The sequence below is a fragment of the uncultured Amaricoccus sp. genome, from assembly GCF_937891315.1.
Taxonomy (GTDB): domain Bacteria; phylum Pseudomonadota; class Alphaproteobacteria; order Rhodobacterales; family Rhodobacteraceae; genus Amaricoccus.
On record NZ_CALAGI010000155.1, the window covers coordinates 37,212 to 63,287 of the forward strand.

26 protein-coding genes and 1 pseudogene are annotated in these 26,076 nt (G+C 67.6%); 6 read left to right on the forward strand and 21 right to left on the reverse strand.

Going from position 1 to position 26,076, the window contains the following annotated elements; all coding sequences use genetic code 11:
- Positions 1-17: 17 nt before the first annotated feature.
- From mtgA to Q0480_RS15195, 11 genes are all read right to left on the reverse strand, one after another.
- On the reverse strand, positions 18-710 hold the full coding sequence (gene mtgA, locus Q0480_RS15145; RefSeq protein ID WP_299134167.1) for a monofunctional biosynthetic peptidoglycan transglycosylase: 693 nt from the start codon (positions 708-710) through the stop codon (positions 18-20).
- Positions 711-820: 110 nt separating this feature from the next.
- On the reverse strand, positions 821-5,341 hold the full coding sequence (gene gltB, locus Q0480_RS15150) for a glutamate synthase large subunit (protein ID WP_299134168.1): 4,521 nt from the start codon (positions 5,339-5,341) through the stop codon (positions 821-823).
- 119 nt (positions 5,342-5,460) lie between these two features.
- Positions 5,461-5,898 carry a GFA family protein gene (locus tag Q0480_RS15155; protein WP_299134169.1) on the reverse strand — a complete coding sequence of 146 codons (438 nt, stop codon included), beginning with the start codon at positions 5,896-5,898 and terminating at the stop codon, positions 5,461-5,463.
- 11 nt (positions 5,899-5,909) lie between these two features.
- Positions 5,910-7,349 carry an NAD(P)-dependent oxidoreductase gene (locus tag Q0480_RS15160; protein WP_299134170.1) on the reverse strand — a complete coding sequence of 480 codons (1,440 nt, stop codon included), beginning with the start codon at positions 7,347-7,349 and terminating at the stop codon, positions 5,910-5,912.
- A gap of 168 nt (positions 7,350-7,517) precedes the next feature.
- Positions 7,518-8,339 carry an undecaprenyl-diphosphate phosphatase gene (locus Q0480_RS15165; RefSeq protein ID WP_299134171.1) on the reverse strand — a complete coding sequence of 274 codons (822 nt, stop codon included), beginning with the start codon at positions 8,337-8,339 and terminating at the stop codon, positions 7,518-7,520.
- 3 nt (positions 8,340-8,342) lie between these two features.
- Positions 8,343-9,353 carry a complex I NDUFA9 subunit family protein gene (locus Q0480_RS15170; RefSeq protein WP_299134173.1) on the reverse strand — a complete coding sequence of 337 codons (1,011 nt, stop codon included), beginning with the start codon at positions 9,351-9,353 and terminating at the stop codon, positions 8,343-8,345.
- Positions 9,354-9,394: 41 nt separating this feature from the next.
- Complete coding sequence (locus Q0480_RS15175; protein ID WP_299134175.1) at positions 9,395-10,279, reverse strand: MBL fold metallo-hydrolase; 885 nt, start codon at positions 10,277-10,279, stop codon at positions 9,395-9,397.
- A gap of 74 nt (positions 10,280-10,353) precedes the next feature.
- Complete coding sequence (locus Q0480_RS15180) at positions 10,354-11,145, reverse strand: ATP-binding cassette domain-containing protein (protein ID WP_299134178.1); 792 nt, start codon at positions 11,143-11,145, stop codon at positions 10,354-10,356.
- Positions 11,146-11,203: 58 nt separating this feature from the next.
- A complete protein-coding gene (ssuD, locus tag Q0480_RS15185) occupies positions 11,204-12,382 on the reverse strand; it encodes an FMNH2-dependent alkanesulfonate monooxygenase (RefSeq protein ID WP_299134179.1) in 1,179 nt (392 codons plus the stop codon).
- A 14-nt stretch (positions 12,383-12,396) separates the two neighbouring features.
- Complete coding sequence (locus tag Q0480_RS15190; RefSeq protein WP_299134180.1) at positions 12,397-13,362, reverse strand: aliphatic sulfonate ABC transporter substrate-binding protein; 966 nt, start codon at positions 13,360-13,362, stop codon at positions 12,397-12,399.
- 262 nt (positions 13,363-13,624) lie between these two features.
- Positions 13,625-14,179 (reverse strand): hypothetical protein, encoded by a 555-nt coding sequence (locus Q0480_RS15195; RefSeq protein WP_299134182.1) that lies wholly within the window; start codon positions 14,177-14,179, stop codon positions 13,625-13,627.
- A gap of 236 nt (positions 14,180-14,415) precedes the next feature.
- On the opposite strand from Q0480_RS15195, the gene Q0480_RS15200 reads away from it, so the two are divergent.
- A complete protein-coding gene (locus tag Q0480_RS15200) occupies positions 14,416-14,604 on the forward strand; it encodes a hypothetical protein (RefSeq protein WP_299134183.1) in 189 nt (62 codons plus the stop codon).
- A gap of 73 nt (positions 14,605-14,677) precedes the next feature.
- Here the strand turns inward: Q0480_RS15200 and Q0480_RS15205 are convergent, their stop codons facing one another.
- The 3 genes from Q0480_RS15205 to Q0480_RS15215 form a co-directional block, all read right to left on the reverse strand.
- Positions 14,678-14,959, reverse strand: coding sequence for a hypothetical protein (locus Q0480_RS15205; protein WP_299134184.1), 282 nt, complete (start codon positions 14,957-14,959; stop codon positions 14,678-14,680).
- A 269-nt stretch (positions 14,960-15,228) separates the two neighbouring features.
- Entirely contained in the window at positions 15,229-16,230 is a 1,002-nt protein-coding gene (locus tag Q0480_RS15210) for a sensor histidine kinase (protein ID WP_299134185.1), read from the reverse strand.
- A 143-nt stretch (positions 16,231-16,373) separates the two neighbouring features.
- On the reverse strand, positions 16,374-17,168 hold the full coding sequence (locus tag Q0480_RS15215; protein ID WP_299134186.1) for a response regulator: 795 nt from the start codon (positions 17,166-17,168) through the stop codon (positions 16,374-16,376).
- A gap of 175 nt (positions 17,169-17,343) precedes the next feature.
- Between Q0480_RS15215 and Q0480_RS15220 the strand changes: the two genes are divergently transcribed.
- On the forward strand, positions 17,344-17,562 hold the full coding sequence (locus Q0480_RS15220; RefSeq protein WP_299134188.1) for a NepR family anti-sigma factor: 219 nt from the start codon (positions 17,344-17,346) through the stop codon (positions 17,560-17,562).
- Positions 17,563-17,633: 71 nt separating this feature from the next.
- Positions 17,634-18,164: pseudogene (locus Q0480_RS15225) on the forward strand (sigma-70 family RNA polymerase sigma factor); the annotation flags it as partial.
- Between the two features lie 101 nt (positions 18,165-18,265).
- Here the strand turns inward: Q0480_RS15225 and Q0480_RS15230 are convergent.
- The 6 genes from Q0480_RS15230 to Q0480_RS15255 form a co-directional block, all read right to left on the reverse strand.
- Complete coding sequence (locus tag Q0480_RS15230; protein WP_299134191.1) at positions 18,266-18,595, reverse strand: hypothetical protein; 330 nt, start codon at positions 18,593-18,595, stop codon at positions 18,266-18,268.
- A gap of 76 nt (positions 18,596-18,671) precedes the next feature.
- On the reverse strand, positions 18,672-19,121 hold the full coding sequence (locus Q0480_RS15235) for a PRC-barrel domain-containing protein (RefSeq protein ID WP_299134193.1): 450 nt from the start codon (positions 19,119-19,121) through the stop codon (positions 18,672-18,674).
- Between the two features lie 242 nt (positions 19,122-19,363).
- Complete coding sequence (locus Q0480_RS15240) at positions 19,364-19,561, reverse strand: CsbD family protein (protein WP_299134194.1); 198 nt, start codon at positions 19,559-19,561, stop codon at positions 19,364-19,366.
- 87 nt (positions 19,562-19,648) lie between these two features.
- Positions 19,649-21,727 carry a glycogen debranching protein GlgX gene (gene glgX / locus Q0480_RS15245; RefSeq protein WP_299134196.1) on the reverse strand — a complete coding sequence of 693 codons (2,079 nt, stop codon included), beginning with the start codon at positions 21,725-21,727 and terminating at the stop codon, positions 19,649-19,651.
- A gap of 97 nt (positions 21,728-21,824) precedes the next feature.
- Positions 21,825-22,052 (reverse strand): hypothetical protein, encoded by a 228-nt coding sequence (locus Q0480_RS15250; RefSeq protein WP_299134198.1) that lies wholly within the window; start codon positions 22,050-22,052, stop codon positions 21,825-21,827.
- 271 nt (positions 22,053-22,323) lie between these two features.
- Entirely contained in the window at positions 22,324-22,857 is a 534-nt protein-coding gene (locus Q0480_RS15255) for a TIGR00645 family protein (protein WP_299134200.1), read from the reverse strand.
- A 163-nt stretch (positions 22,858-23,020) separates the two neighbouring features.
- Here Q0480_RS15255 and Q0480_RS15260 point away from each other — a divergent pair, with 163 nt between their 5' ends.
- Together Q0480_RS15260 and queG are read left to right on the forward strand one after the other, a co-directional pair.
- A complete protein-coding gene (locus Q0480_RS15260; RefSeq protein ID WP_299134201.1) occupies positions 23,021-23,686 on the forward strand; it encodes a glutathione S-transferase family protein in 666 nt (221 codons plus the stop codon).
- A gap of 15 nt (positions 23,687-23,701) precedes the next feature.
- The gene (gene queG, locus Q0480_RS15265) at positions 23,702-24,814 is read left to right on the forward strand and encodes a tRNA epoxyqueuosine(34) reductase QueG (RefSeq protein ID WP_299134202.1); all 1,113 of its coding nucleotides are present in this window, start codon (positions 23,702-23,704) and stop codon (positions 24,812-24,814) included.
- Here the strand turns inward: queG and Q0480_RS15270 are convergent.
- The gene (locus tag Q0480_RS15270; RefSeq protein ID WP_299134204.1) at positions 24,786-25,382 is read right to left on the reverse strand and encodes an alpha-ketoglutarate-dependent dioxygenase AlkB; all 597 of its coding nucleotides are present in this window, start codon (positions 25,380-25,382) and stop codon (positions 24,786-24,788) included. The two genes, queG and Q0480_RS15270, sit on opposite strands and share 29 nt — an antisense overlap.
- A gap of 183 nt (positions 25,383-25,565) precedes the next feature.
- Between Q0480_RS15270 and Q0480_RS15275 the strand changes: the two genes are divergently transcribed.
- Positions 25,566-26,076 (forward strand): Hsp70 family protein (locus Q0480_RS15275; protein WP_299134205.1); only part of this gene is annotated, 511 nt, incomplete at its 3' end.

The following is a 26,076-nucleotide window of genomic DNA, read 5'->3' on the forward strand; positions in this document are numbered from 1 at the left end:
GGTGGCGCGCCGTCCGCTCACAGGAAGCAGGCGGCGCGGCCGTCCTGGCGGATGGTCTCCGCGCCACGCTGGATCGCCGCGCCCCGGCGCTGGATATAGCCCGAGCCGCTGACCGGCGAACGGTCGCGCGGCGCCGGCAGCACCGCCATCAGCCGCGCGGCGCTGCGTGGCCCGATCGCGTCGGCGCCGGTCTTGAAATAGTGGCGCGCCGCCGCCTCGACCCCGAACACGCCCTCGCCGAATTCCGCGACATTGAGATAGACTTCCATGATCCGCCGCTTCGGCCAGCTGAGTTCGATCAGCACGGTGAAGCCCGCCTCCAGCCCCTTGCGCAACCAGGAGCGGCCGGGCCAGAGGAAGACGTTCTTGGCGACCTGCTGGCTGATCGTGCTGGCGCCACGCACGCGGCTCCGGTCGCCGAGCGCGTCACGGATGCCGTCGAGATCGAACCCGGCATGGCGGCAGAAATTCGCATCCTCGGCGGCGGCCGCGGAGAGCGGCAGGCCGTCCGCCATCGACCGGATCGGCACCCAGCTCCGTTCTATTCCGCCGAGCCGGATCCATTCCCGCGCCATCAAGTAGTTGATCGGCGGATTTACCCAGCGAAACAGCAGGACCAGCAGTATGGCGACCAGCGCGGCGAGCATCAAACCCCGCCGCAAGGCCCGCCAGAGCCACCGTACCCGCCGTTTCGTGCCCGCGATGGCCATTGCCTTTTCCTGCCGGCAAACCCGTCGTCACGCAAGCGCGCGCGTGTCGCGGAACGCGCAAAGAAAAGGGCGGCCCCGAAGGGCCGCCCGATATCGGCGCGGCGGTGGCGTCAGGCCGTCGCGACGCTCGGGGCGTCGGTCAGCGGGTGGGCGAGCCGCGACAGCATCTCCTTCGGGACGATCTGCCGGAACTTCGGCAACTCTCCCGCCCAGTGGCGCAGGATCTCGGCGGCGCGAGGGCTGCCCGTCTCGGCCAGATGCGTCTCGATCAGCCCGCGCAGCTCGGCCGCCCATGCCTCGGCCGCCACCGGTACCGCGATCACCGTCTCCGGATTCAGACGGCTGTCGATCTCGCCGTCGGGATCGTAGAGATAGGCCATGCCGCCCGTCATGCCGGCGCCGAAATTGTCGCCGAACCGGCCGAGGATCACCGCGACGCCGCCGGTCATGTATTCGCAGCCGTTCGAGCCACAACCTTCGATCACCACGGTGGCGCCGGAGTTGCGCACGCCGAACCGCTCACCCGCGCGGCCATTGGCGAACAGCTTGCCGGCGGTCGCGCCATAGAGAACCGTGTTGCCGATGATCGCATTCTCATGCGGCACCAGAGGCGAACCGAGCGGCGGCTTCACCACGATGACTCCGCCGGACAGACCCTTGCCGACATAGTCGTTCGCCTCGCCCGAGACCTCGATCTTGAGGCCGGGGGCGGCGAAGGCGCCGAGCGACTGACCGGCGGAACCGGAGAGCTTGATTGTCAGATGGTCGGGCTGCAGCGTGTTCCGCATGCCGAACCGGCCGACGATATGGCTCGACACCCGCGTGCCGATCGAGCGCAGCGTGTTCTGCACGGCGTAGCTCAGCTGCATCTTCTCGCCGTCCTTGAAGAACGGATCGGCATCGGTGACGATCTGCGCGTCGAGCGTGTCGAGCACCTTCTGTCGCGGCTGGGACCGATCGTACCTGGTCTGTTCGCCCTGATCGACCTTGATCAGCAACGGGTTGAGGTCGAGGTCATCGAGATGCTCGGACCCGCGGCTGACCTGGGTCAGCAGGTCGGCCCGGCCGATGACCTCGTCGATCGACTTCGCGCCGACGCTCGCCAGCACCTCGCGCACCTCCTGGGCGTAGAAGCTCATCAGGTTCACCACCTTGTCGGCGGTGCCGGTGAACTTCGCGCGCAGCGCCGGATCCTGGGTGCAAACCCCGACCGGGCAGGTGTTCGACTGGCACTGGCGCACCATGATGCAGCCCATGGCGATCAGCGAGGCGGTGCCGATGCCGAATTCCTGGGCGCCGAGCATCGCCGCGATGACGATGTCGCGGCCGGTGCGCAGGCCGCCGTCGGTGCGCAGCGTCACCCGGTCGCGCAGGTTGTTGATGGTCAGCACCTGATGCGCCTCGGAAAGGCCCATCTCCCAGGGCAGGCCGGCGAACTTGATCGAGGTGACCGGCGAGGCGCCGGTGCCGCCGTTATGGCCCGAGATCAGGATGATATCGGCCTTCGCCTTCGCCACGCCCGCCGCGATCGTTCCCACGCCCGACTGGCTGACCAGCTTCACGCAGACCTTGGCGCGCGGGTTGATCTGCTTCAGGTCGTAGATCAGCTGCGCCAGATCCTCGATCGAATAGATGTCGTGGTGCGGCGGCGGCGAGATCAGGGTCACGCCCTGGGTCGCGTGGCGCAGCTTGGCGATCAGCTCGGTGACCTTGATGCCGGGCAACTGGCCACCCTCGCCCGGCTTCGCACCCTGGGCGATCTTGATCTCGAGCTCTTCGCAATGGTTGAGATAGTCCGCCGTGACGCCGAAGCGCCCCGATGCCACCTGCTTGATCTTGGCGGACGGATTGTCGCCGTTCGGCTCCGGCAGGTAATGCGCCGGATCCTCTCCGCCCTCGCCGGAATCGGACTTGGCGCCGATCCGGTTCATCGCGACGTTCAGCGTCTTGTGCGCCTCCGGCCCGAGGGCGCCGAGCGACATGCCGGGTGTGACGAAGCGCTTGCGGATCGCGGTGATGCTCTCGACGACGGCCAGCGGCACGGCGGGCCGGTTCGGCTGGAAGTCGAGCAGGTCGCGCAGATGGATCGGCGGACGCGCCTGCATCGCCTTGGAATACTGCTTCCACAGATCATAGGAGCCGCGGTCGCAGGCGGCCTGCAGGATATGCATCGCCTGCGCTTCCCAGGCGTGGGTCTCGCCGGCGCGCCGCGCCTTGTAGAAGCCGCCGATCGGCAGCACCGCGTCGCCGCGCCAGCCGCGGGCATGGACGCTCTCGACCTGACGCTGCACGCCGGTGACGCCGATGCCGGAGATGCGGCTCAACATGCCCGGAAAGTATTCCGCCACCATCGCGCGACTGAGGCCCACCGCCTCGAAATTCAGGCCGCCGCGATAGGAGGAGACGACCGAGATGCCCATCTTGGCCATGATCTTGAGCAGACCCTGATCCACCGCCTCGCGGAAGCGGGCGACCGCTTCGGTCAGGGTGCCCGGCAGCAGGCCGCGCGCGATGCGATCGGCGATCGAATCCTGCGCGAGATAGGCATTGACCGTGGTCGCACCGCTGGCGATCAGCACCGCGAAATAATGCGGATCGATGCATTCCGCCGAGCGCACGTTCAGCGAGGTGAAGGTGCGCAGGCCCTTGCGGGTCAGCCAGGAATGCACCGCGCTGGTCGCGAGGATCATCGGCATGCCGGCGCGCTCCACGCCCTGACCTTGGTCGGTCAGAATGAGATGGTTCGCCCCGGCGCGCACCGCTTCCTCCGCCTCGGCGCGGATGCGCGCAAGCCCTTCGGCCAGGCCGAAATCGGCCCCGGCCGGGAAGGTGCAGTCGATCTCGACCACCGTGTCGCCGAAATGCCTGACCATCGTCTCGAACCGGGCGTTCGAGACGAAGGGGCTCTCGAGCTGCAGGATTTCGGTCTGGCTGTTGTCCTCGTCGAGCACGTTCTTGAGGTTGCCGAACCGGGTCTTCAGGCTCATCACCCGATGCTCGCGCAAGCTGTCGATCGGCGGGTTTGTCACCTGGCTGAAGTTCTGGCGGAAATAGTGGCTGAGCGGGCGGTACTTGTCGCTGAGCACCGCGGGCGGCGTGTCGTCGCCCATCGAACCGATGGCTTCCTTGCCGTCCTCGGCCATGGCGTGGACGATGACTTCCAGCTCCTCGACGGAATAGCCGGCGGCGATCTGGCGGCGGCGCAATTCGCCACCCTCGAACAGTGTCCGTTCCTCGAGGTCCTTGGTCATGGCGTCGAGATCGGTGATCGAGCCGACCCAGTCGCCGAACGGCTGGCTGGCCGCCAGCATGTCCTTCAGATCGGCGTCATGGTAGAGTCTCGCCTCGCTCATATCGACGGCCAGCATCTGGCCCGGTCCGAGCGCGCCCTTCTCCAGCACCGTCATTTCGTCGGTCGGCACCATGCCGGCCTCTGACCCTGCGATGACGAGCCCATCGCCGGTCACGACATAGCGCATCGGCCGGAGGCCGTTGCGGTCGAGGCCGCCGCAGACCCAGCGGCCGTCGGTCATGGCGAGCGCCGCCGGGCCGTCCCAAGGCTCCATCACCGCGTTGGAATAGGCGTACATGTCGAGCCAGGCTTGCGGCATCTTGGTCGCGAGCTTGGACCAGGCCTCCGGCACCAGCATGGTCTTGGCCATCGGCGCGATGCGGCCGGCGCGGACCAGCACCTCGAACACGTTGTCGAGCGCCGCGGAATCGGACGAGCCGGCCAGCACGATCGGCTTGATATCCTCGGCGAGATCGCCGAACTCGTCGCTCGACATGCGGATCTCGTGGCTCTTCAGCCAGTTGAGGTTGCCCTTCAGCGTGTTGATCTCGCCGTTGTGGGCCAGCATGCGGAACGGCTGCGCCAGCCACCAGCGCGGGAAGGTGTTGGTGGAATAGCGCTGGTGATAGATCGCGAAGGCGCTCTCGAACCGCGCGTCCTGCAGGTCGGGATAGAAGACGCTCACATGCTCGGCCAGCATCATGCCCTTGTAGATCAGCGACCGGCAGGACATCGAGCAGATATAGAAGTCGCGGATGGCACTCGCCGCCTTCTCGATGCGGCGGCGGATCACATAGAGCTCACGCTCGAAATCTTCTTCGTCGATGCCCTTGGCGTTCGAGATCAGGATCTGCTCGATCTCGGGCCGGGTGGCATTGGCCTTGTCGCCCAGGCAACTGATGTCGACCGGCACATGCCGCCAGCCATAGATGTAGTGGCCCATGCGGAGCACTTCCATCTCGACCAGCGTACGGCAGGTCTCCTGCGCGGCGAAGTCGCTGCGCGGCAGGAAGATCTGACCGACCGCGAGCCGCTCGCCACGCGGGGCATGGCCGGTCCGCCGCACCTGATCCTCGAAGAAGGCCTGCGGGATCTGCACATGGATGCCGGCGCCATCGCCGGTCTTGCCGTCCGCGTCGACCGCGCCGCGATGCCAGATCGCGCTCAGCGCCTTGATCGCATTCTCGACAACCTGCCGGCGGGGCCGGCCGTCGATGGCGACCACGAGCCCGACGCCGCAGGACGAATGCTCCTGCTCGGGATGATAGAGACCCTCCGCCTCCAGACGGGCGAACTCGGCTTCCATGCGGGCCACCCAGGCGTCATCATACAGGGTCATGGCTTTCCTCCTGGCTTGGGCGCGGCGTGTCCGCACGCGGGCCCGTCACTTCGGTCGATCCGTCTCGGGAACATCGGCAAAGCCGATCTCCCCCTTTGTTCTCATGGCCGAACAGCGCCTCAGGCAAGCCCCCGGGCCGCCAGGTGCTCCGCCTCGGTCAGGCGGCGATGGTCGCCCGCGAAGGCATAGGCCGTCGGCTTGCGGTCGATGAAGATCTCCTTCGCCATCGGAAAGGCTCCGGGATCATCGAACAGGCCCAGCGACATCTCGTATGTCCGGGGCCCGAAGCCATCGACCGACAGCCTGTAGTAGAGCGTGGAGCCGCAGCGGTCGCACCAGGCACGCTCGGCCCAGTCCGAGGAGGCATAGGTCCGGATAGTCTCCGCTCCGTCGAACACGATGTCGTCCGGCGCGATGGAAACCGCCAGCAGCGCCGATCCTGTCCAGCGGCGACACATCTCGCAATGGCAGCAATGCGTCTCGCGCGTCCTCACCGCGGCCGTGAAGCGGACCGTCCCACACAGGCAATGGCCGCTGACCTGGGCGCGCGGCGCCATGCCCGCCCCCGCTATTCCGCGGCGATCACGGTCGAGCGCGCGCCGAGAAAGGCGAGCATGCTCGCCGCCGCCTCGCGCCCGTCGCGGATCGCCCACACCACGAGGCTCGCGCCCCGTACGATATCGCCCACCGCGTAGACCCCCTCGAGGCTGGTCTGCTTGGTGACGAAATCGGCCTTCACGGTGCCCCAGCGGGTCACTTCCAACCCGTCGATGCCCCAGAGCTTCGGCAGATCCTCCGGCTCGAAGCCGAGCGCCTTGATCACGAGTTCCGCCGGCTCGGTATAGTCGGCGTCGGGGATCTCCTCGGGCGACTGGCGCCCCGTGGCATCCGGCGCGCCGAGACGCATCCGCGACACGCGCACGCCCGTTACCGACGCATCGCCGGTGAAACCGCGCGGCGCGGTCAGCCAGGCGAATTCCACGCCCTCTTCCTCGGCGTTGGCAACCTCGCGCTGGCTGCCCGGCATGTTCGCCCGATCCCGGCGGTAGAGGCACTTGACCGATTTCGCACCCTGGCGGATCGCGGTCCGGACGCAATCCATCGCCGTGTCGCCGCCGCCAATCACAACCACGCGCCGCCCTTCGGCATTGAGCTCGCCGCTGTCGTACTCGGGAACCTCGTCGCCGAATCCCTTCCGGTTCGACGCGGTCAGATAGTCGATCGCCCGCACGATCCCGGTCAGACCGGCGCCCGGGCCGCCGAGGTCGCGCGTCTTGTAGACGCCGGTCGCGATCAGCACCGCGTCGTGCCTCGACCGGATCTCGTCGAACGAGATATCCACGCCGACGTCGCAATTCAGAACGAAGGTCACGCCGGCCTGCGCCAGCTGATCGTTGCGGCGGACCACCACGTCCTTCTCCAGCTTGAAGCCGGGAATGCCATAGACCAACAGGCCGCCGGACCGGTCGTAGCGGTCATAGACCGTGACCTGGAGCCCCGCGCGGCGCAGGGTGTCCGCCGCGGCCAGCCCGCCCGGTCCGGCGCCGATGATGCCGACGCTCTCCGCCCGCTCGGACGCCGGCTTGATCGGCTGGACCCAGCCCTCGGCCCAGGCGGTGTCGGTGATGTATTTCTCGACCGCGCCGATCGTCACCGTGCCGTGGCCCGACTGCTCGATGACGCAGTTGCCCTCGCAGAGCCGGTCCTGCGGGCAGATGCGGCCGCAGATCTCGGGAAAGGTGTTGGTGGCCTGGCTGAGGTCGTATGCTTCGCGCAACCGGCCCTCGGCGGTCAGCTTCAGCCAGTCGGGGATATTGTTATGCAGCGGGCAATGCGACTGGCAGTAGGGCACACCGCATTGCGAGCAACGGCTGGCCTGCTCCTCGGCCTTGGCCGCGGCGTACTGCGCATAGATTTCGGCGAAGTCCTCGCGACGCTCGACGGCCTTCCGCTTGGCCGGCATGTCGCGCGGGACCTTCACGAATTTCAGCATCCGCTGCTCGGCCATCCATCCCTCCGCGATGCACCCGTTCCCCCGCTTTCGCGGTCACTTCCTTTCTAAGACATGCTGCAAGGCAATAAAAGTCATAATTGCTGACCCATTTTTCCGAAACCATGGCCGTGGCGGGGGTTAGTGTATTTTTTAAGCAGAGGTGGCGGGTCGAATGGCGCCCTATCAGGCACCACCACCCGGAGAGGTCAGCCAAAGCGCAACGAGCGCCGCGGTTCCGACCACGATTCGCCACCAGCCGAAGATCGAATAGCCGCGCCGCGCGACGAAATCGAGCAAGTGACGGACGACGAACACCGCCGAAATGAACGCCGCGACGAAGCCGGTGAGGATAACCGCGGCGTCGTCGAAGCTGAGGATGTCGCGGTTCTTGAAGAGATCGAAGGCGAAGGCGCCGGCCATGGTCGGCATCGAGAGGAAGAAGGAGAACTCCGCCGCCGAGCGCTTGTCGGCGCCGAGAAGCAGCGCGCCGACAATGGTGGCACCCGAGCGCGAGACGCCCGGGATCATTGCGAGGCACTGGATCAGCCCGATCTTGAAGGCGAGCGGCAGCGGGAAGTCCATGACGTCGTGATACCGCGGGTTGTGCACCCGCCGATCGACCCAGAGCAGGACGAATCCGCCGAAGACCAGCATCGCCGCGATCAGCATCGGCGTCTCGAACAGCACGGTCTTGATGAAATCATGCGCGATGACGCCGATCACCACCGCCGGGAGGAACGCCAGCAGCACCGCCGTGATGAACCGCCGGGCCTTGGGATCGGTCGGCACCGCCTTGGCGATCTCGAGCAGCCGCGCCGCGTAGACCGAGAGAATGGCGAGGATGGCGCCGAGCTGGATCAGCACCTCGAACGCCTTGCCGGTTGATTCGAAGCCGAGGAAATGCCCCGCGAGCAGGACGTGGCCAGTGGAGGAGACCGGGATGAATTCAGTCAGACCTTCGAGGACGCCGAGGACCGCGGCGTCGAACAGTGATTGAGATGCCACGGCTCAGTGGTTCCAGAGCCGCTCGGCGGATTCCTTGATCGCATCGTACTGGCCGTTCGGCCGGTAGGCGTAGAGATACGAATCGAGCACCGTCTCCATTACCGTGAGATCGGTGATGCCGAGATCGGCGAAGCCCTTGGCACCGGGCGCCACCACGTTGTCCCTGGCGAGCAGTCTGAGCTGATCCCGCGTGACGACGGTGTTGGTGAAGAGGCCGAAGCTCAGGCCCTGCGCCTTGTCGAGCACGTACGCCTGGAGCCGTGCGAGCCAGCCGGGCAGGCTGATGATCGGCCGGCGCCGACGGATGACGGCCAGCATCTCGGTCATCAGTTCGTGAAACGTCTTGGCCTCGGGCCCGCCGAGTTCGTAGACGCCCGTCGCCTCACCGGACAGGGCCGCGACCGCCGCCGCCGCCACGTCGTCGACATAGACCGGCTGGAAGCGCGTCCCGGGACCGACGATCGGCAGCACCGGGAACATGCGTGCCATGGAGGCGAACTTGCGGAAGAAGCCGTCGCCGTCGCCGAACACCACCGAGGGCCGCAGGATCACCGCCTTGGGAAAGGCGGCGAGAACCGCCGCCTCGCCCGCCGCCTTGCCCTTGGCATAGGTGCTGGCGCCGTCGGGATCAGCGCCGATCGCCGAGACATGGACGAGACGGGTAACGCCCTCCTCGGCCGCGATGCGCGCGATCCGACCCGCGCCCTCGGCAAGCACGGCGTCGAAGGTCTGCTTGCCGGCCTCGCCGAGGATGCCGACGCAATTCACCACCGCGTTCGCGCCCTTGATCGCGCGGCGGGTCGAGGCTTCGTCGCGGATGTTCGCCTGCAGAATCTCCACCTGGCCGACGACGCCATAAGGCCGGACGAATCCCGCCTCGTCGGGCCGTCGCACCGCGACCCGGATGCGCCAGCCGGCGCGCGCCAGGCGCTGGGTCACGTAGCGGCCGATGAAACCCGAACCGCCAAAGACCGTGACGATCGGAGCCCCGATGGCTGGGATCTGGTTCTGCATGGGCACTCTCCTGGTACGGGCCATGATTTCTGATAGAACCATCATTCGCGCGGAACAAGCGCTTCGCCGCGCACATCGGCGAGGTTGCGGCGATGCACCGCCTCGTAGGGCGCGAAATAGCGGACGGCGCCGGAGGCGAGATCCTCGGCGATGAAATCGCTCAACGGGCCGACCGCGCGCTCCGCGTCGAGCAGCCGTTCGACATAGCGCCGGGTCGCCGCGACCAGCCGCCGGTCATAGCCGCCGGCGGCGATCACCTCCTCGGCGCCGTGGTTGGGCAGCACGCGCGCGAAATCCCAGGTCTCGAGCCGGTCGAGATCGCGCAGATGCTCCGCCAGCCGCGCGGGCTCGGCGACATAGGTGACCGGATCCTCCAGCGTATCGCCGGCGAGCAGAAGACCGGCTTCCGGCAGCAGGAGCACGGTCCCGTCGATGCTGTGGATATCGAGCCGTCGGACCTCGACCGTCGTCCCGCCAATGGTCAGGGTGAAATCATCGTCGAAAATCTCGTTCGGCATGACCAGGGGCCGGATCGGCGGATCGTCCGCCTCGAGCTCGGCCCGGTGCGCGGCGAGGAGCTCGGCCGTCAGCCGGTTCGCGAGGATCGGGCCGTCGGCGAAGACCTCGTTGCCGGCCACGTGGTCCACGTGCCAGTGGCTCAGCACCACGTATTTCACCCGCGCGCCCTCGGCGGCGAGCCGGGCGCGGATCGCCCGGGCATGGGCGAGCGAGACATGGGTGTCATAGACCAGCGCCTCGCCGCCATCGACCACGGCATAGGTGCAGACCCCGAGCGCGAAGGCGCCGTCGTCGAGCCAGTTCTCGCCCGGACCATGGGCGCGCAGCCCATCGATCCGGCCATCGTAGAAGCCGATCACCTTCGGCGCGGGCCGAAGGATCCGCAGCGTCGAGCCAAGGTCGAACATGCGCCCCCCGGGAAAACTCCCTCAACCCCAATAGGCCGGGACGTGGGGCGGGTCCAGCGGGGTCTGTCGCCCGGCTATCGTCCGGTGCCGAACAGCTGGCGCAGGATGCGCTGTTCCAGCCGCGCGACGGCGGCGTCGCCGCGCGGACGGGGCCGAGGCAGCGGCACGGCGATGTCGAGCGCGATGCGTCCGGCGTCGAGCACGACCACCCGGTCGGCCAAAGTGACCGCCTCGGCGACGTCGTGGGTGACGAGCACGGCCGTGAAGCCCTGCTTGCGCCAGATCCGTTCGAGCAAGTCCTGCATCTCGATCCGGGTCAGCGCGTCGAGCGCGCCGAGCGGCTCGTCGAGCGCCAGCACCCGCGGCTGGCCAACCAGCGCCCGGGCGAGCGCCACGCGCTGGCGCTGGCCGCCCGACAGGACCGAGGGCCATTCTCCGGCGCGATCGGCCAGGCCGACCTCGCCCAGCATGGCGCGCGCCTGCTCCCGCGCGACGCCGCGCGGCGTGCCGGTCAGGCCGACCGCGACATTGTCCACCACCCGCGCCCAGGGCAGGAGACGCGGCTCCTGGAACATGATGCGGGTGTCGGCCTGTCCGTCCGCGGCGTCGTCATGGGTGATCTCGCCCGCCGTCGGCCGGTCGAGCCCCGCGAGCAGCCGCAAAAGCGTGCTCTTGCCGCAGCCGCTCTTGCCGATGATGGCGAGAAACTGGCCGGGCGGCACCACGAGATCGATGCCGGCGAGCACCGGCGTTTCGCCGAAGCTCTTGCCGATGCCGCGAAACGTCAGGGCGGCGCCGGAGGCCGGCGGCGCGCCCGGCACCGGAAACACGACCTCATCGCCGACGAAATGCTTGGTTTCGATCATTTCGTTCACCTCAAACGCTGTGAAATAGCGGGGTGCCGCCGCCGCCCGACCGCCGTGCTCACGACGCGACTCCGAGCGGTGCGTGACCGTGGAAGCCGACCGAGAACTCGTTGGCGATCCGGTCCGCGACCCGCGGCGCCGAACCACTCGCCCCGAGCACCGGAAACAGCAGCTCCGCCACGCGATAGGCTTCCTCCAGATGCGGATAGCCGGAGCCGATCACCGTGTCGATGCCCGCCGCCTGGTACTCGCGCAACCGCTCGGCGACCTGCGCGGGGGTACCGACGAGCGCGGTGCCGGCGCCACTGCGCACCAAGCCGACGCCGGCCCAGAGGTTCGGCCCGACGATCAGCCTGTCGCGCCGGCCACCGTGCAGTTCGGCCATCCGACGCTGACCTACCGAATCCATCTGCTTCAGGAACCGCGCCTGCGCCCGCGCGATCTGGTCGTCGGTGATCTGGCTGATCAGCCGGTCCGCCGCCTCCCAGGCCGCGGCCTCGGTCTCGCGCACGATGAAATGCAGCCGGATGCCGAAGCGCAGCGCCCGGCCGCGCGCGGTGGCCTTGGCGCGGGCGCTTGCCACTTTCTCGGCGACCGCCTCCACCGGCTCGCCCCAGGTGAGATAGTGGTCGACGATCTCCGCCGCCATGTCCTGTCCCGCCTCGGACGAGCCGCCGAAATAGAGTGGTGGCACGCCGTCGACCGGTGGGATGTCGAGCCGTCCGGCATCGATATTGTAGTATCGTCCATCGAAATCGACCTGATGGCCGGCGAGGAGCTCGCGCCAGATATGCAGGAATTCCGCCGCCTGGGCATAGCGCTGATCGTGCGGCAGGAAGACGCCGTCGCCGGCGAGCTCCACCGGATTGCCGCCGACCACGACGTTGAGCAGCAGCCGGCCCCCCGACAGCCGGTCGAGCGCCGCGGTCTGTCGCGCGGCGAAACTCGGCAGCGTGATCCCCGGCCGCAGCGCGACCAGGAACTTCAGCCGCTCTGTCACGGTGGCGAGGCCCGCCGCCGTGATCCAGCTGTCTTCGCAGCTCTGGCCGGTCGGCAGGAGCACACCCTTGTAGCCGAGATTGTCGACCGCCTGGGCGATCTGTTTGAAATAGCGGAAGTCGGGCGGGCGCTGCTGGTCCTCCGACCCGAGATAGCGGCCATCGCCATGGGTCGGGATGAACCAGAAGAAGTCGAGCGGCCGTGCCGGCGCGAAACTGGGCGTGAAACCGATGGTCATGACTGTCTCCGCGCTCAGATGTTCGGCCGGGCGTCCCAGACGATCTTCCGAACCTCGATCGGTTTCGGAATCAGCCCGAGTTCCAGGAAGGTGTCGGCGATGGCCTGCTGCTGCTTCACCGTCTCTTCCGAGATCGGCCGAAGGTCGATCTCGTAGCGGCCACTGGCGATCTCCTGCGAGGGAAGATCGACGCCGGTCACCTCCGACGAAATCCGCGCGAGCTCGCCCCGGTTCTCCGCCGCCCAGTCGGTCACTTCACCGATCGCGCGCAGCGCGGCCCCGAGCACGTCCGGATGGGCTTCGGCGAAGGTCCTGTTCGCGAGATAGAAGCTGTTGCTGGCGAGGCCCGACGCGTCGGAGGTGATGACGGGCCGCGCATCGTGCCGGGTCTCGGCAATGGCGAAATAGGGGTCCCAGACCGTCCAGGCATCGACCTTGCCGCTGGCGAAGGCGGCGGCCGCGTCGGCCGGGGTCAGATAGACCGGCTCGATATCGTTGAAGGAAAGGCCCGCCGCCTTCAGCGCCTGCACGGTGAGATTGTGCGAGCTCGATCCCCTGGCGATCGCGACCTTCTTGCCCTTGAGATCGGTCACCGACCGGATCGCACTGTCCTTCGGCACCAGGATCGCCGAGGCGGAGGCGGGTGAACTCGCGACATAGACGAGGTCGGCGCCGGCGGCCTGGGCGAAGATCGGCGGCGCGTCGCCGACGACGCCGATATCGACCGCGCCGCTGCCGAGAGCTTCGAGCAGCGGTGGGCCGAACTGGAACTCGACCCAGCGCACATTCTCGACGCCAAGCTCCTTGAGACGCGCCTCGAGCGCGCCGCGCTGCTTGGCGACGACGAGGATCGCGCTGCCTTTCTGGTAGCCAACGCGAAACTCCTCGGGCACGCCCTCGGCGCTGACGAGCGGAACGAACGCGCCGAAAAGGAGGGCGCCGGCGAGGCTGGTGGACAACAGACGACGTCTGTTCAGCATGGGATCAATCCTTGAAGTCGGAAATCGAGGGATTCCGGAATGGGCACCGCCCGGTCGCCAGGGGCGACTCGGTCACGGTCGAACGGAACGGGAAACGGAATCAGGCCGTCGCGCGGCGGGCGGACGGCGGCGCGCTTCTACATCGGAACGGTGCCGGACGAGCACCATCGGCGCCGGGGAAATCACGGAAAGGAGTTGTCATCTCGATCTCGCTCTATCCGGTCCGCGCCAACCCGAGGCGCGGGCCGGATCGCGGAAAGTCTCAGTCGCGGCCGTCTTCACCGGCCTCGGCGGCGCGCGGGCAGCCTGCCTCCGTCGCGGCACGACAAGCCAAGACCTCGGCGCAGGCATCGAGCCCGCGCGCCGCGAGGGCGCGGGTCTCGGCGTCGGTCGCATAGAGGCGGATCGACTTCAGCGCCTCGGCATGCGCGTCGCAACGGGCGCGAACCGCCACGAGTTCGGCCTCGATCACCGCGAGCGCGGCGTCGAGCGCCTGTTCGTGGGTTCCGACCACGCTGGAATAGGCGGCCCGCGCATTGGCCCGCAGCCGCGCGGCCGACACCGCCTCGGCCCTGGCGCGGGCCGGAGAACTCTCGACCGGCGCCCGGCGCGACCGGACGGGATAGCCCTCGACCGCAAAGCCGGCTTCGTGGCGCGACACCACGCCGTCGAATGAAATCGGATATCCGTCGCGGGACGGCGCGAGCCGCCGCGCCAGCGCGCGCAGGGTACCAAGCGCCCCGCCATGGGTGACCAGAGTCGCGGAAACCGGGGTTCCGGAAATGTCGGATAGCGTCATGTCAGATACTCCAGGCATGGCAGTTCTCCTTCGGTTCGGATGGCGCGGGTTTCAGATTCGGTCCGGGCAGTGATTCTCTTGGCGGCGACGTTCGATGTTTATCTGACTAACACGACAGACTTGATCGTGATTCGCAATGGTTATTTCAATCGTTACGTGTTGCAGATGCGTCACACAGGCGACAAGGCAGCGTTTTCGGGGGGAACCAACCACCGCTTCGGGCGCTTGGGGGGGGCGAAAGCGGAAAACGGTTGGTGAGCGGTATGAGAGAGAAATTCGAAGACGCCGCGGAGGTATCCCGACGGGCGGCGGCCCGCGTGGCCGAGCGGATCGGCATGGCCTTGCGCGAAGCCTGCTCCCTGCCGGAGCGGGAAGATCGGGACGACCGGTTCGCAGCCCTGCTGAGCGCGCTGGACGAAGCTGAGCGCGGCGCGGCGCGCTGAAAAAAAAGCGAGTGGCGCGGATGCGACACTCGCAGTCAGGGACATCGTCGCGCCGAGCCGTTTCGGGCTCGGGCTATCTCACGATCGCCGCGAAGACATAGCCGGCGAGGAAGGCGATCGCGATCGACCTGACGGGATTCTCGCGAACGGCCATCGAAAGCGAATCGTCCACTTCCCGCACCTTGTCCTCGCCGGCCGCGATCAGATCCTCGGCGCTGGCCTTCAGGCGGCGCGCCTGATTTCGGCCGAGCCCCGCCACGTCGGCCGCCAGCGCGTCGAGATCACCCCTCAGGACTTGGAGATCGGCGCGAAGCACATCCTCCGGACCCGCGGCGGGTTTGGATGCATTGTCCATCGGGACCTCCTTCATTCGAACCTCCGCTCACGTCAGGCCGACGAACGAAAGTATCGCCAGCACGATCACCACCAGACCGACGAGATAGATGATATTGTTCATTCTTGCTTCCCCGTGACCGAGCGTCGTTTGCTCGGGTTAACGCCGGCCGTCCGGTTCGGTTCCCCGCCCGATCGGTTCAGCGTTCGGATCAGCGGGCGACGGCTCTCCGGTCCGTCGCCGCTGGCCAAGCCGTTCAAGCTGGCCGGGCGCCTCGCGATATGCCGACGCTATACCGCGATCGCCTCCGGCCAGTCGATGCGATAGACGATGCCGCGCGGCGCGATCTGATATTCGACGCGACCATTGACCGCGCGCGGCACGATCTGGGTCAGGATCGCCTGTCCGAAACCGCGGCCGGGCGACTCCGTCGAGGGCAGGGCGAGATCCTCGGTCCAGGTCATGCGGTGCCCGTCCCGGGTGGTATCGGTCTCGATCAGGATATCGCCCCCCAGCGCGAACACTCCGAACCGCGCGGAATTCGCGGCGAGCTCGTGCAAGGCGAGCCCGAGATAGAGCGCCGCGTTCGGCCCGATCATCGTATCCGGTCCGACCACGAGTGGCGGCGCGATCCCCGGGTCGCGGAACTCCGACAATTGCCGCTCGATGAGCGGGTGGAAGCGCACGCCCTGCCAGTTCGAGCGGGTGATGAGATCCTGGCTATGCGCCAGCGCCGCGATCCGCCCGCGGAACTTGCGCTCGAACGAGGCGACGCTGTCGGTGTCGCGCGCGCTGTGGCCAAGCACGCTCTGGACGATCGCGAGCAGGTTCCGCGAGCGATGGCTGACCTCGTAGAGCAGCGCGCGCATCGCTTCCTCGCGCCGCTTGCGCTCGGTGATCTCGACCGCCGAGACGACAAGGCCCCGCACCGCCGCGGCGTCGTGCGATCCGGTCCCCGTCTCGCCCCCGGACTCGCCATGGTCCGCCTCGATATGCAGTTCGTACCAGGTGGTTTCCTTGGCGGCGCGCATCGGCACCTCCATCCGCGCGGGCAGCCCTGAGTCGATCACCCCGCGCTTGACCTCGACCACCTGCGCCGCCGTCTCGGCGTCGAAGATCGCCGCGTCGCCCCGGGCGATGATGTCCTCGCTCGGTGGCCAGGCCGCCGGCGCGTTCTCGATCATCCGCAAGGCGAGATGGCGGTCGTGATAGAGGATGCACAATCCCGCGCCGCGGAGGCCCCGGGCCAGGGCCCGGGTCCGGTCATACCCGGCGAGATCGGGAGAATTCATGATGGCCCTTCGCTTGCCGTCGCCCCGACCGGGCCGAACCGGGGGCCGGGCATCCCGCGCCGCGCCTTGGCCGGCTTGGCGGGCCCGGCTCTACGGTCGAAAACTCTGCGCCATGCCATCGGTTCCAGCGGGCGACCAAGGCATCAGGCGGCCACGGACGCCGCCTCATGGAAAAACAGCGCCTGGCCGATCAGCGCCTTCACCATGTTCTCGTCGAACGGTTTGGTCACGAGAAACGCCGGCTCCGGCCGCTCGCCGGTCAGGAGATGCTCGGGAAAGGCGGTGATGAAGATGACGGGCAACAGGCTGGCGCGCAGGATGTCGTTCACCGCGTCGATGCCGGAGCTGCCGTCGGCCAGCTGGATATCGGCCAGCACCATTCCCGGCGGATCGGCGCGGAACAGCTCCATTGCCTCGTCCTTGGTGCGGGCGATGCCGGTAACCCGATGGCCGAGCGACAGAACCATCTGTTCGATATCCATCGCGATCAGCGGCTCGTCCTCGATGATCAGGATATCGGTCGCGACCTGCCGCGAGATTTCCTCCGCGGCCTGGGCCAGCAGGTCGCCGGCCGCGTCTTCCTCGATATCGAGAATCTCGGCGACTTCGGCGCGCGAGAAACCTTCGAGCGCGTTCAGGAGGAACGCCTGCCGCGCGAGCGGCGAGACCTGTGCCAGGTTGGCGGCCGCGCGCTGCTCCCAGGCGAAGGGCGAACGCTCGGGATCGATGGTGACCTGCATCCGCGAGAAGATCGAGGCGAAAAGGCGGAACACGCCGATCCGGTCGCTGCTCGCCTGGGGGAAAATCGAAATGTCGGCGATCAGCGCCTCCAGCATCGCCGCGACATAGGCGTCACCGGACGTCTGCGACCCGGTTATCGCGCGCGAATAGCGCCGCAGGTAGGCGAGATGCGGGGCGATGCGAGTGGACAGGGTCATGCGTTCAGGCTCCGGATATGGTGGCGCCAATGGCGGCCAAACAAACCCTAACGACAGGCTGCGAGAAAAGTTCCCGCGAAGTGGGAACTTCCCCGTATCTGGCGCATTCTGCAACCGGAAGATCCCGGAGCACCATCGACGCTCCTGAACAACATTCGAGAAGCGCACGCGTTCCATGACTGATTTCCCCACTCCCTCGACCGGGCGGCCGCGCCGCTCCCGCTCGGGAGCCGACCCGCTCGATCCGCATGGCGAGATCGCGCGGCGGCTCCGCGCCCTCTATTCCGCCGACGCCCAGGAGCCGATCCCGTCCGACCTCATCGCGCTGCTCGAACAGCTCGACGAGGCGGAGGGCGCCGGGTCCGTGGCGGCGGACGAGCAGGCGGCGCGATGAAAGACGCATCGCCCCCGAACTCGCAGGCGAATTCGCCTTCCTCTTCGCAGCCGCCCCCGCCACCGAGCTTCAAGCAGGCGATGCTGGCAGCGCTGCCGTCGCTGCGCGCCTTCGCGCTGTCGCTCAGTGGTCGGCCGGACCGGGCCGACGACCTGGTGCAGGAAACGGTGATGAAGGCCTGGGCCAAGCAGACTGACTTCCGGCTCGGCACCAACATGCAGGCCTGGCTCGTCACCATCCTGCGCAACAGCTACTACAGCCAGATGCGCAAGCGCGGTCGCGAGGTTCAGGACAGCGAGGGCACCTTCACCGAGCGGCTGAGCGTCGCGCCGGCCCATGACGGGGTGATGGACATGGCCGACTTCCGCCGCGCCCTCGCCAAGCTGCCCGACGACCAGCGCGAGGCGCTGCTGCTCGTCGGCGCCTCGGGTTTTTCCTACGAAGAGGCGGCCGAGATCTGCGGCTGCGCCGTCGGCACGATCAAGAGCCGCGTCAGCCGCGCCCGCAACCGCCTGCAAGCCGCGCTCGACATCAACGGTCCGGGTGACTACGGCCCCGATGGCCACAACGCGACAATGGTCGGCCGCGCCTTCGCCGGGTGAAATCGCTGACCGTTGATCGCGGCGCCTCGGCTGGAGGTGGCGCGGACATGAAAAAGCCCCGGGCACGACCCGGAGCTTTCGTCCTTCCGGACGCGCAATGCTCAGCGACGCAACAGAACCGCGACCACGAGGCCAAGGCCGAGTGCCACCGCCAGCGACTGGCCCGGACGTTCACGCACCGTCTCGACCGCCCGGCGTTCCACGCGACGAAGCTCGCGGCCAACATCGGAGGCCAGCGCCTCGCCGTCGTGGGTGAGCAGGCTCACGGTGTCGAACGCCTCCTTGCCCAACCGGCGCGCCTTCTTCTGGCCGTCGGCGGCGGCGGCGCCAACAAGATCCGCCACCTGCTTGCGAAGCGCGGCCAATTCCTTGCGCAGGTCGTCCATATCCGGCGCCGCGTCGCGCACCTTGTCCGGGAAAAGCGCACTCATCTCTCTCTCCTTCCGTCGAACGAAGCGCGGCCGCCGCCAAGGCGGCCGCCGCGAAGAATAAAACAGGCGCGAAGGGTCAGCTCCCCTCATAGACCGGCCGGCCCTGCAACGCCTCCGGCGTCAGGTTGGTCCGCACGATCAGCGTGTCATTGATGTCCGTGACGAAATCGACCTCATCGAGCGTCAGCAGCACCTCGTCGGTGCCAAAGCCGAGGAAGCCACCGAAGCCCGCGGCGATATTCTCGACCTTGCCATCGTCCGACAGGATCACGTCCTTCACATCGGCGACCTTTTCGCCGCTCAACGTCTCGACGCGGGCGCCGATCAGCGCGTCGGCGGAGACGGTGGTCACATCGACCCGCGCCTGACCCTCGTTCAGGTCCCAACCCATCCCAGCGGGGGCGGGCTCGCCGCCGAGCGGCTGGACCGCCGCCGGAGCGTCGGCCGAATGATCCGTGGCGCTTTCCGCGTAGGCGCCGGTGGCGAGCAGCGCGCCGAGCGCGGTCGTGACAATCAGCTTCTTCATCCCAAAACTCCCATTTTGCCCAAGGCACCGCCGCCGGGCTTCACGAGAAATCAACGTCCCCACCGGGCTCGGGTTCCGCCGAAACCCGACAATCGCCAAACGAGCAGCGCCAATTCTCGTCCCGAGATTCGGCGTCGCGGAAGGCGGAGGGCCGTCAGCGGCGCCAGACGCGGCCCGGAACGCAATGCGCCGCGGATCCCTCGCAGGATCCGCGGCGCCCCGTTCCACAATCATCCGCGAGGTCAGTTCGCCTTCATCCAGTCGTCGATCTGCGCTTCGGCGGCTTCCTTGGTCACACCGTATTTCTGCTGGATCCGGCCTGACAATTCGCGCCGATCACCCTTGATCCGCTGCATGTCGTCGTCGGTGAGCTTGCCCCACTGAGTCTGGACCTTGCCGGTCATTTCCTTCCATTTGCCTTCGATCTGATCCCAGTTCATCGAGAACCTCCATCTTGATCAGGGCCAGTTCGCCCTCGGCGAGCAAACGTTCCGAACCGGAAGCGGTTCCCCCAATGGCGGTATCGGTCAGGACGACAGCACGAACAGCGCGCGGCCCGGCACCGACAGGACCTCGCCGGCGGCGACGAGCGGCGCGTCCGGGTCGATATCGCCCGCGCCGCTATCGAGCCGCGGCCGCCAGCCACCGGTCCCGACCGCCTCGGGCAGGGTGAAATCCACCCCGCCGTCCGAGGCATTGGCGATGATCAGCACCGCGCCAAGCTCGTCGCGCAGGACCACGGCCACGTCGCGGTCGAGGCCGTTCGCCCAGTCGTCGCCGGTCGCGTCCCGCCCGTCGCGGCGCAGCCAGCGCACGTCGGGTCGACCCTCGGGTCCCACCGGATCGCCGTGCAGATACCGCGCGCTGCGCAGCAGCGGCAGTTCGCGCCGCAGCGCCAGCGCCCCGGCCACGAAATCCCTGAAGGCGAGCGCGCGCGGATCATCGCTCCAGTCGACCCAGGTCAGCGGCCCGTCCTGGCAATAGGCGTTGTTGTTGCCATCCTGGGTCCGGCCAAGCTCGTCGCCCATCAGCAGCATCGGCGTGCCATGCGACACCGCGAGCGCCGCGATGGCGAAGCGCCGCATCCGGTCGCGGAGATCGATGACGCCCGCGTCCTCGGTCTCGCCTTCGGCGCCGCAGTTCCATGACCGGTTGTCATTGTGGCCGTCGCGACCGTCCTCGCCGTTCGCCTGATTGTGCTTCTCGTTGTAGCTGTAGAGGTCCATCAGCGTGAAACCGTCATGCGCGGTCAGGAAATTGACGCTGGCCCAGGGCCGCCGACCGCGCCGGTCGAAGATGTCCGCCGAACCGAGCAGATGCGAGGCGAGCGCCGGAACGCCGCCCCGATCGCCCTTGAGAAAGCCGCGCATCGCATCGCGGTAGCGGCCGTTCCATTCCGCCCAGGCCGGCGGAAAGGCTCCGACCTGATAGCCGTTCGGCCCGAGATCCCAGCTCTCGGAGATCATCTTCACATGGGCGAGCACCGGATCCTGCGCCACGGCGTCGAGGAAAGGGCTGTTCTGGTCGAACTTGTCGCGATCCCGGCTGAGGGTCACGGCCAGATCGAAGCGGAAGCCGTCGATATGGCAATCCTCGACCCAGTAACGCAGCGAATCCATCACCATCTGCAACACGCGCGGATGGCGGATATTGAGGTTGTTGCCGCAGCCCGTGGTGTCGAAGACATAGCGCGGATCGTCGGCTGGCACATAGTAGCTGAGGTTGTCGATCCCCCGGAAGCTGAGCGTCGGCCCGAGATGGTTGCCCTCGGCGGTGTGGTTGTAGACCACGTCGAGGATCACCTCGATGCCCGCGCCATGCAGGCGCTGCACCATCAGCTTCAGATCGCGCAGATCTCGCCCCGGCGGCATGTAGCGCGGCGCCGGGGCGAAGAATCCGAGCGTGGCATAGCCCCAGTAGTTGGTCAGGCCGCGCTCGGTCAGATAGCGCTCGTCGAAAAAGGCGTGGATCGGCATCAGCTCGACCGTGGTGACGCCGAGCCGCGCCAGATGCTCGATCACCCCGGGCGACGCGAGGCCGGCGAAGGTGCCGCGCAATTCCTCCGGCACATCCTCGCGCCGCGCGGTCATGCCCTTCACATGCGCCTCGTAGATCACCGTCTCGGACCAGGCGCTGCGCGGCCGCCGATCCTCGCCCCAGGTATGGGCGGGGTCGATGATCCGGCATTTCGGCATCGCCCGCGCCGAATCGCGCCGATCGAAGGAGAGGTCGGCCTTCGGATGACCGATGCGATATCCATGCAGCGAATCGTGCCAGCGGAGCTTGCCGTGGATCGCCTTGGCATAGGGATCGAGCAGCAGCTTGTTGGCATTGAACCGGTGCCCCGCCTCCGGCGCGTAGGGCCCGTCCACCCGCAAGCCATAGAGCTGTCCCGGCCGGAGGTCGGGAAAATAGCCGTGCCAGACCTCGTGCGTGAACTCGGGCAGCGCGATCCGCGTCGTCTCGCGCCGGCCATCGTCGTCGAAGAGACAGAGATCGACCCGCGTCGCATGGGCCGAGAAGACGGCGATATTGACCCCGATCCCGTCCCAGGTCGCGCCGAGCGGATACGGCAGGCCGGCGGTCGCACGGAGTGCTTCGGCCACGCGTGGGCTCCTTGCGTTCAATATCGCCAGGCTCAGCGATCAGGCGGCGCGCCCCTAGCGGGCCGCGCTGCTTCGCCGCGCCGCGCCGCCCGCTGGCCTATTTGGCGTCGAGCCGGGCGTGAATCGCGGCGATCCCCTGCTCGATCCGGTCGTAGATGCCGTGCTTGGCTTTTCCCTCCGGCTCGTCCACTCCATTGAGCTCCTCGGACAGGCCTTCGAGCATGTTGCCGATTTCGGCCCACTCGTTCTTGTTGTCCTCGGCGAGTCGCTGGCGCGCCGCGTCGATCCGCGCCTGCAGATCCGCGTGCCGGTCTACTATATCCATCTGATGCTCCTCTCGTCGGCGTTTCCCCACCCGAATGTGCTGGCAAACGCCGCCCCTTGCAACTCTCCGGCTTAAACGGGCGCGGAGCCTGCCGGTTCCATCCCGAATTCCCGATGAGTGTCGCCCCTCCCGGACGGGAGGCACGATGCCTGCGCGGCCTGGATCGCGGCCCCCGTGCCTGAGCGCCCGAAGTGCGACATGGGGTCCGGGTTTCCGCGTTGTTCGCCAATCAGCCCCCGAAAAGGGCGTCGCCGCGATGAGACGGGAAACGTCAGTGCTTGTCCGTCTTGGCCGCGAGAAGATCCATCACCGCCAGCAGCACGCCCGAGGCCACGAAGGTGAGATGGATGAGTACCATCCAGCGCAGTTGCGTCGGGTCGAACGGCGTTTCGGCATGCTTCTCGCCGATCTCCATGAACCGTTTCAGCAGATGGATCCCCGAGATCGCCACGATCGAGGCGATCAGCTTCATCTTCAGCCCCGAGAAATCCACCGTTCCCATCCAGCTCGGCCGGTCCGCCGTCGCGTCGATGTCGAGTTTCGAGACGAAATTCTCGTATCCCGAGAACAGCACGATCAGCAGCAGGTTTCCGGCCAGCGTCAGGTCGATCAGCGTCAGCACCGATAGGATGGCGTCCTCGCTCGACAGCACCATGATCTTTGGTGCGTAGTAGGCCACCTCACGCGCCATGATCACCATCAACATGGCCAGCGACACGACGAGGCCAAGGTACATCGGCGCCATGAGCCAGCGCGCGGCGAACAGCCCCCGCTCGAAACGCGTCTCGATCTTCGGCTTGCTCATGCCCCTCGCACCTCTCGGATTGCCCTGGTCGGGCTCTACCTATGGTTCTCCGCCGCGCCGGGCAAGCAGCGGGCGGGCGCGAATTCGCCGCGGGTGACGGCGTCGGTTGAATTGCCGCCCCGGTTGGATGAATAAGAGGCATCGAGCAACTGAAAGAGCATCAATGCGCCGTCTCTATCACATGCCCCTGTCGCCGTTCTGCCGCAAGATTCGCCTCGTTCTCGCCGAGAAGAAGATCGAGGTCGAGCTGGTCGAGGAACGGCCGTGGGAGCGGCGGATGGAATATCTGCGGCTCAATCCGGCCGGCAAGGTGCCCCTGTTTCGTACCGACGACCTCGTGCTCGGTGAGTCGACCGCGATTTTCGAGTATCTCGAGGAGGTCCAGCCCGACCCGCCGCTGCTGCCGAAGCGGCCGGCGGAGCGGGCCGAGGCCCGGCGGCTCGTCGCCTGGTTCGACGACAAGTTCCACCACGAGGTGACCGCGAACCTGCTCTACGAGCGGGTGAACAAGAAGCTGATGAAGGCCGGCTATCCCGAGAGCGATCGGATCAAGGCCGGCCTGCGCAACATCAAGTACCATCTCGACTATATCGGCTGGCTGATCGACCAGCGCCGCTGGCTGGCCGGCGACCAGATGACCATCGCCGATTTCGCCGCCGCCGCGCAGCTCTCCTGCCTCGACTATGTGGGCGATGTCGACTGGACGCGGAACCAGGGGCTGCACGACTGGTATTCCAAGATCAAGTCGCGGCCCGCCTTTCGCTCGATCCTCGCCGATCTGGTGCCGGGCTTCACGCCGCCCCAGCACTACGCCGACCTCGATTTCTGATGGGCGCGGCCTGACATGAGCGCGCCGGGGCGGGCTACTCCGGCCCCGGCGATCGCGGGCGACCCGGAGGCGATCGCCACCCGGCTGCGGGCGCGGGCGCGGGAGGAGGGTTTCGCGGCCTGTGGCGTCTGCGCCCCCGATGCGATCCCCGAAGCGGCCGGGCGGTTGCGCGCCTTTCTCGCCGCCGGGCACCATGGGCGGATGGGCTGGATGGCGGAGCGCGAGGGCTGGCGCGGAAATCCGGCGGCGCTCTGGCCCGAGGCGCGCTCGGTCGTGATGCTGGCCGAGCCCTATGATCCCGGCACCGATCCGCTCGCGCTGCTATCTCGACGCGACCGCGGCAATATCAGTGTCTATGCCCGCGGCCGGGACTATCACGACCTGGTCAAGAAGCGGCTGAAACGGCTCGGGCGCTGGCTCGTCGCCGAGACCGGCGCGGCGATCAAGGTCTTCGTCGATACCGCGCCGGTGATGGAAAAGCCGCTCGCCCAGGCGGCCGGCCTCGGCTGGCAGGGCAAGCATACCAATCTCGTCGGGCGCGAGCTTGGAAGCTGGTTCTTTCTCGGCGCGATCTTCACCGAACTCTGGCTGCCGCGCGACCGCGCCGAGGCGGACCATTGCGGCTCCTGCCGCGCCTGCCTCGACATCTGCCCGACCGGCGCCTTCCCCGCGCCCTACCGGCTCGACGCGCGGCTCTGTGTCTCCTACCTCACCATCGAGCACGACGGCCCGGTCGATCCCGCGCTGCGGCCGGCGCTCGGCAACCGGATCTACGGCTGCGACGACTGCCTCGCGGTGTGTCCCTGGAACAAGTTCGCGGCGGAGGCCCGCGAGGCGGGCTATCATGCCCGCGAGACGCTGCGCGAGCCGAAGCTCGCCGATCTCGCAGCGCTCGACGACGCCGGATTCCGGGCGCTGTTCCAGGGCTCGCCGATCAAGCGCATCGGTCGGAACCGGTTCGTGCGGAACGTCGCCTACGCCCTCGGCAATTCCGGCGACCCCGCGCTGCTGCGGTCCGCGCGGCTGCTCGCGGCCGACGCCGACCCCGTGGTCGCCGAGGCGGGGGCTTGGGCGGCGGAACGACTCTCCGTCGTTTCACTCAATCGACGACACGGAGCGTCAGGTTGATCCGGCCACCCCCGGGCAACAGGCGCGAGGCGCCGAACCGGATGCGGTCGATACCGTGGTAGGCGCGGCGCGCGGGCCCGGCCATCACCACCACGTCGCCGCTTTCGAGCAGCACCGAGGCGGTCGGGTCGCCGCGTTCCAGCCCGCCGACCCGGAACAGGCCCGGATCGCCAAGGCTGATCGACAGCACCGGCCAGCCGAAATCCGCCTCGTCCGCGTCGCGATGCAGCCCCATCCGCGCCTTCTCGCCGTAGAAATTGACGAGGCAGCAATCCGGCGCGCGCGTCGCCGAGACGAGATCGCGCCAGACGACGAGCACCGCCTCCGGGATCGGCGGCCAGGGCTGGCCGTCCGGGTGCCGCGGCTCGTAGCGATAGCCACCGCGACCGGTGATCCAGCCGTAGCGGCCGGCCGAGGTCATGCGCACGCTCATCGGCTTGCCCCAGGGCGTCAGCGGCGCGAAGAACGGCGCGGCGCGAGCCACCTCGCGCAGATCCTCGACCATCGCGGCCTGCGCGGCGGGAGGGAGGTAAGCCTTGTGAATCTCGAAGTCTTTGAGCGTGATCATGGCACGTGACCGCCCGAAAAAAGCCCGAAGCCGCGCCGGGCGGCTTCTTGCAGGCGAAAACCCCGGGTCCTATATAGCCAGCCAAAGCCGGACCCCAGCCGAAAACGGCGGTCCGGACGGGATACAAGGCCGGGGGCCGAAGCCGGACCCGGCCAGCAAAATCGCCGCTTGAAAGGAAGTTCTATGTCCAAAGTCATCGGTATCGACCTCGGCACCACCAATTCCTGCGTCGCCATCATGGACGGCAGCCAAGCCAAGGTCATCGAGAATTCGGAGGGCGCGCGCACGACTCCGTCGATCGTCGCCTTCACCGACGAGGAACGCCTCGTCGGCCAGGCCGCCAAGCGCCAGGCGGTCACCAATCCGGAAAACACCCTCTTTGCCATCAAGCGCCTGATCGGGCGCCGCACCGACGATCCGATGGTCGCCAAGGACAAGGAAATGGTCTCCTACAAGATCATTCCCGGCCCGAACGGCGACGCCTGGGTCGAAGTGAAGGGCGAGAAATACTCCCCCAGCCAGATTTCCGCCTTCATCCTGCAGAAGATGAAGGAAACCGCCGAGTCCTATCTCGGCGAGAAGGTGACCCAGGCGGTCATCACCGTCCCGGCCTATTTCAACGACGCCCAGCGGCAGGCGACCAAGGACGCCGGCAAGATCGCCGGGCTCGAGGTGCTGCGCATCATCAACGAGC

Coding starts and splice junctions, on each gene's coding strand:
- Q0480_RS15255 (WP_299134200.1), bottom strand. CDS start 22,857: ATGAGCAAGCCGAAGATCGAGACGCGTTTCGAGCGGGGGCTGTTCGCC.
- Q0480_RS15160 (WP_299134170.1), bottom strand. CDS start 7,349: ATGGCCGAGCAGCGGATGCTGAAATTCGTGAAGGTCCCGCGCGACATG.
- Q0480_RS15195 (WP_299134182.1), bottom strand. CDS start 14,179: ATGCCTGGAGTATCTGACATGACGCTATCCGACATTTCCGGAACCCCG.
- Q0480_RS15180 (WP_299134178.1), bottom strand. CDS start 11,145: ATGATCGAAACCAAGCATTTCGTCGGCGATGAGGTCGTGTTTCCGGTG.
- Q0480_RS15240 (WP_299134194.1), bottom strand. CDS start 19,561: ATGAACTGGGATCAGATCGAAGGCAAATGGAAGGAAATGACCGGCAAG.
- mtgA (WP_299134167.1), bottom strand. CDS start 710: ATGGCCATCGCGGGCACGAAACGGCGGGTACGGTGGCTCTGGCGGGCC.
- Q0480_RS15210 (WP_299134185.1), bottom strand. CDS start 16,230: ATGAATTCTCCCGATCTCGCCGGGTATGACCGGACCCGGGCCCTGGCC.
- Q0480_RS15205 (WP_299134184.1), bottom strand. CDS start 14,959: ATGGACAATGCATCCAAACCCGCCGCGGGTCCGGAGGATGTGCTTCGC.
- Q0480_RS15220 (WP_299134188.1), top strand. CDS start 17,344: ATGACTGATTTCCCCACTCCCTCGACCGGGCGGCCGCGCCGCTCCCGC.
- Q0480_RS15260 (WP_299134201.1), top strand. CDS start 23,021: ATGCGCCGTCTCTATCACATGCCCCTGTCGCCGTTCTGCCGCAAGATT.
- Q0480_RS15190 (WP_299134180.1), bottom strand. CDS start 13,362: ATGCTGAACAGACGTCGTCTGTTGTCCACCAGCCTCGCCGGCGCCCTC.
- Q0480_RS15155 (WP_299134169.1), bottom strand. CDS start 5,898: ATGGCGCCGCGCGCCCAGGTCAGCGGCCATTGCCTGTGTGGGACGGTC.
- Q0480_RS15250 (WP_299134198.1), bottom strand. CDS start 22,052: ATGGATATAGTAGACCGGCACGCGGATCTGCAGGCGCGGATCGACGCG.
- Q0480_RS15270 (WP_299134204.1), bottom strand. CDS start 25,382: ATGATCACGCTCAAAGACTTCGAGATTCACAAGGCTTACCTCCCTCCC.
- gltB (WP_299134168.1), bottom strand. CDS start 5,341: ATGACCCTGTATGATGACGCCTGGGTGGCCCGCATGGAAGCCGAGTTC.
- Q0480_RS15170 (WP_299134173.1), bottom strand. CDS start 9,353: ATGCAGAACCAGATCCCAGCCATCGGGGCTCCGATCGTCACGGTCTTT.
- Q0480_RS15175 (WP_299134175.1), bottom strand. CDS start 10,279: ATGTTCGACCTTGGCTCGACGCTGCGGATCCTTCGGCCCGCGCCGAAG.
- ssuD (WP_299134179.1), bottom strand. CDS start 12,382: ATGACCATCGGTTTCACGCCCAGTTTCGCGCCGGCACGGCCGCTCGAC.
- Q0480_RS15215 (WP_299134186.1), bottom strand. CDS start 17,168: ATGACCCTGTCCACTCGCATCGCCCCGCATCTCGCCTACCTGCGGCGC.
- queG (WP_299134202.1), top strand. CDS start 23,702: ATGAGCGCGCCGGGGCGGGCTACTCCGGCCCCGGCGATCGCGGGCGAC.
- Q0480_RS15230 (WP_299134191.1), bottom strand. CDS start 18,595: ATGAGTGCGCTTTTCCCGGACAAGGTGCGCGACGCGGCGCCGGATATG.
- Q0480_RS15235 (WP_299134193.1), bottom strand. CDS start 19,121: ATGAAGAAGCTGATTGTCACGACCGCGCTCGGCGCGCTGCTCGCCACC.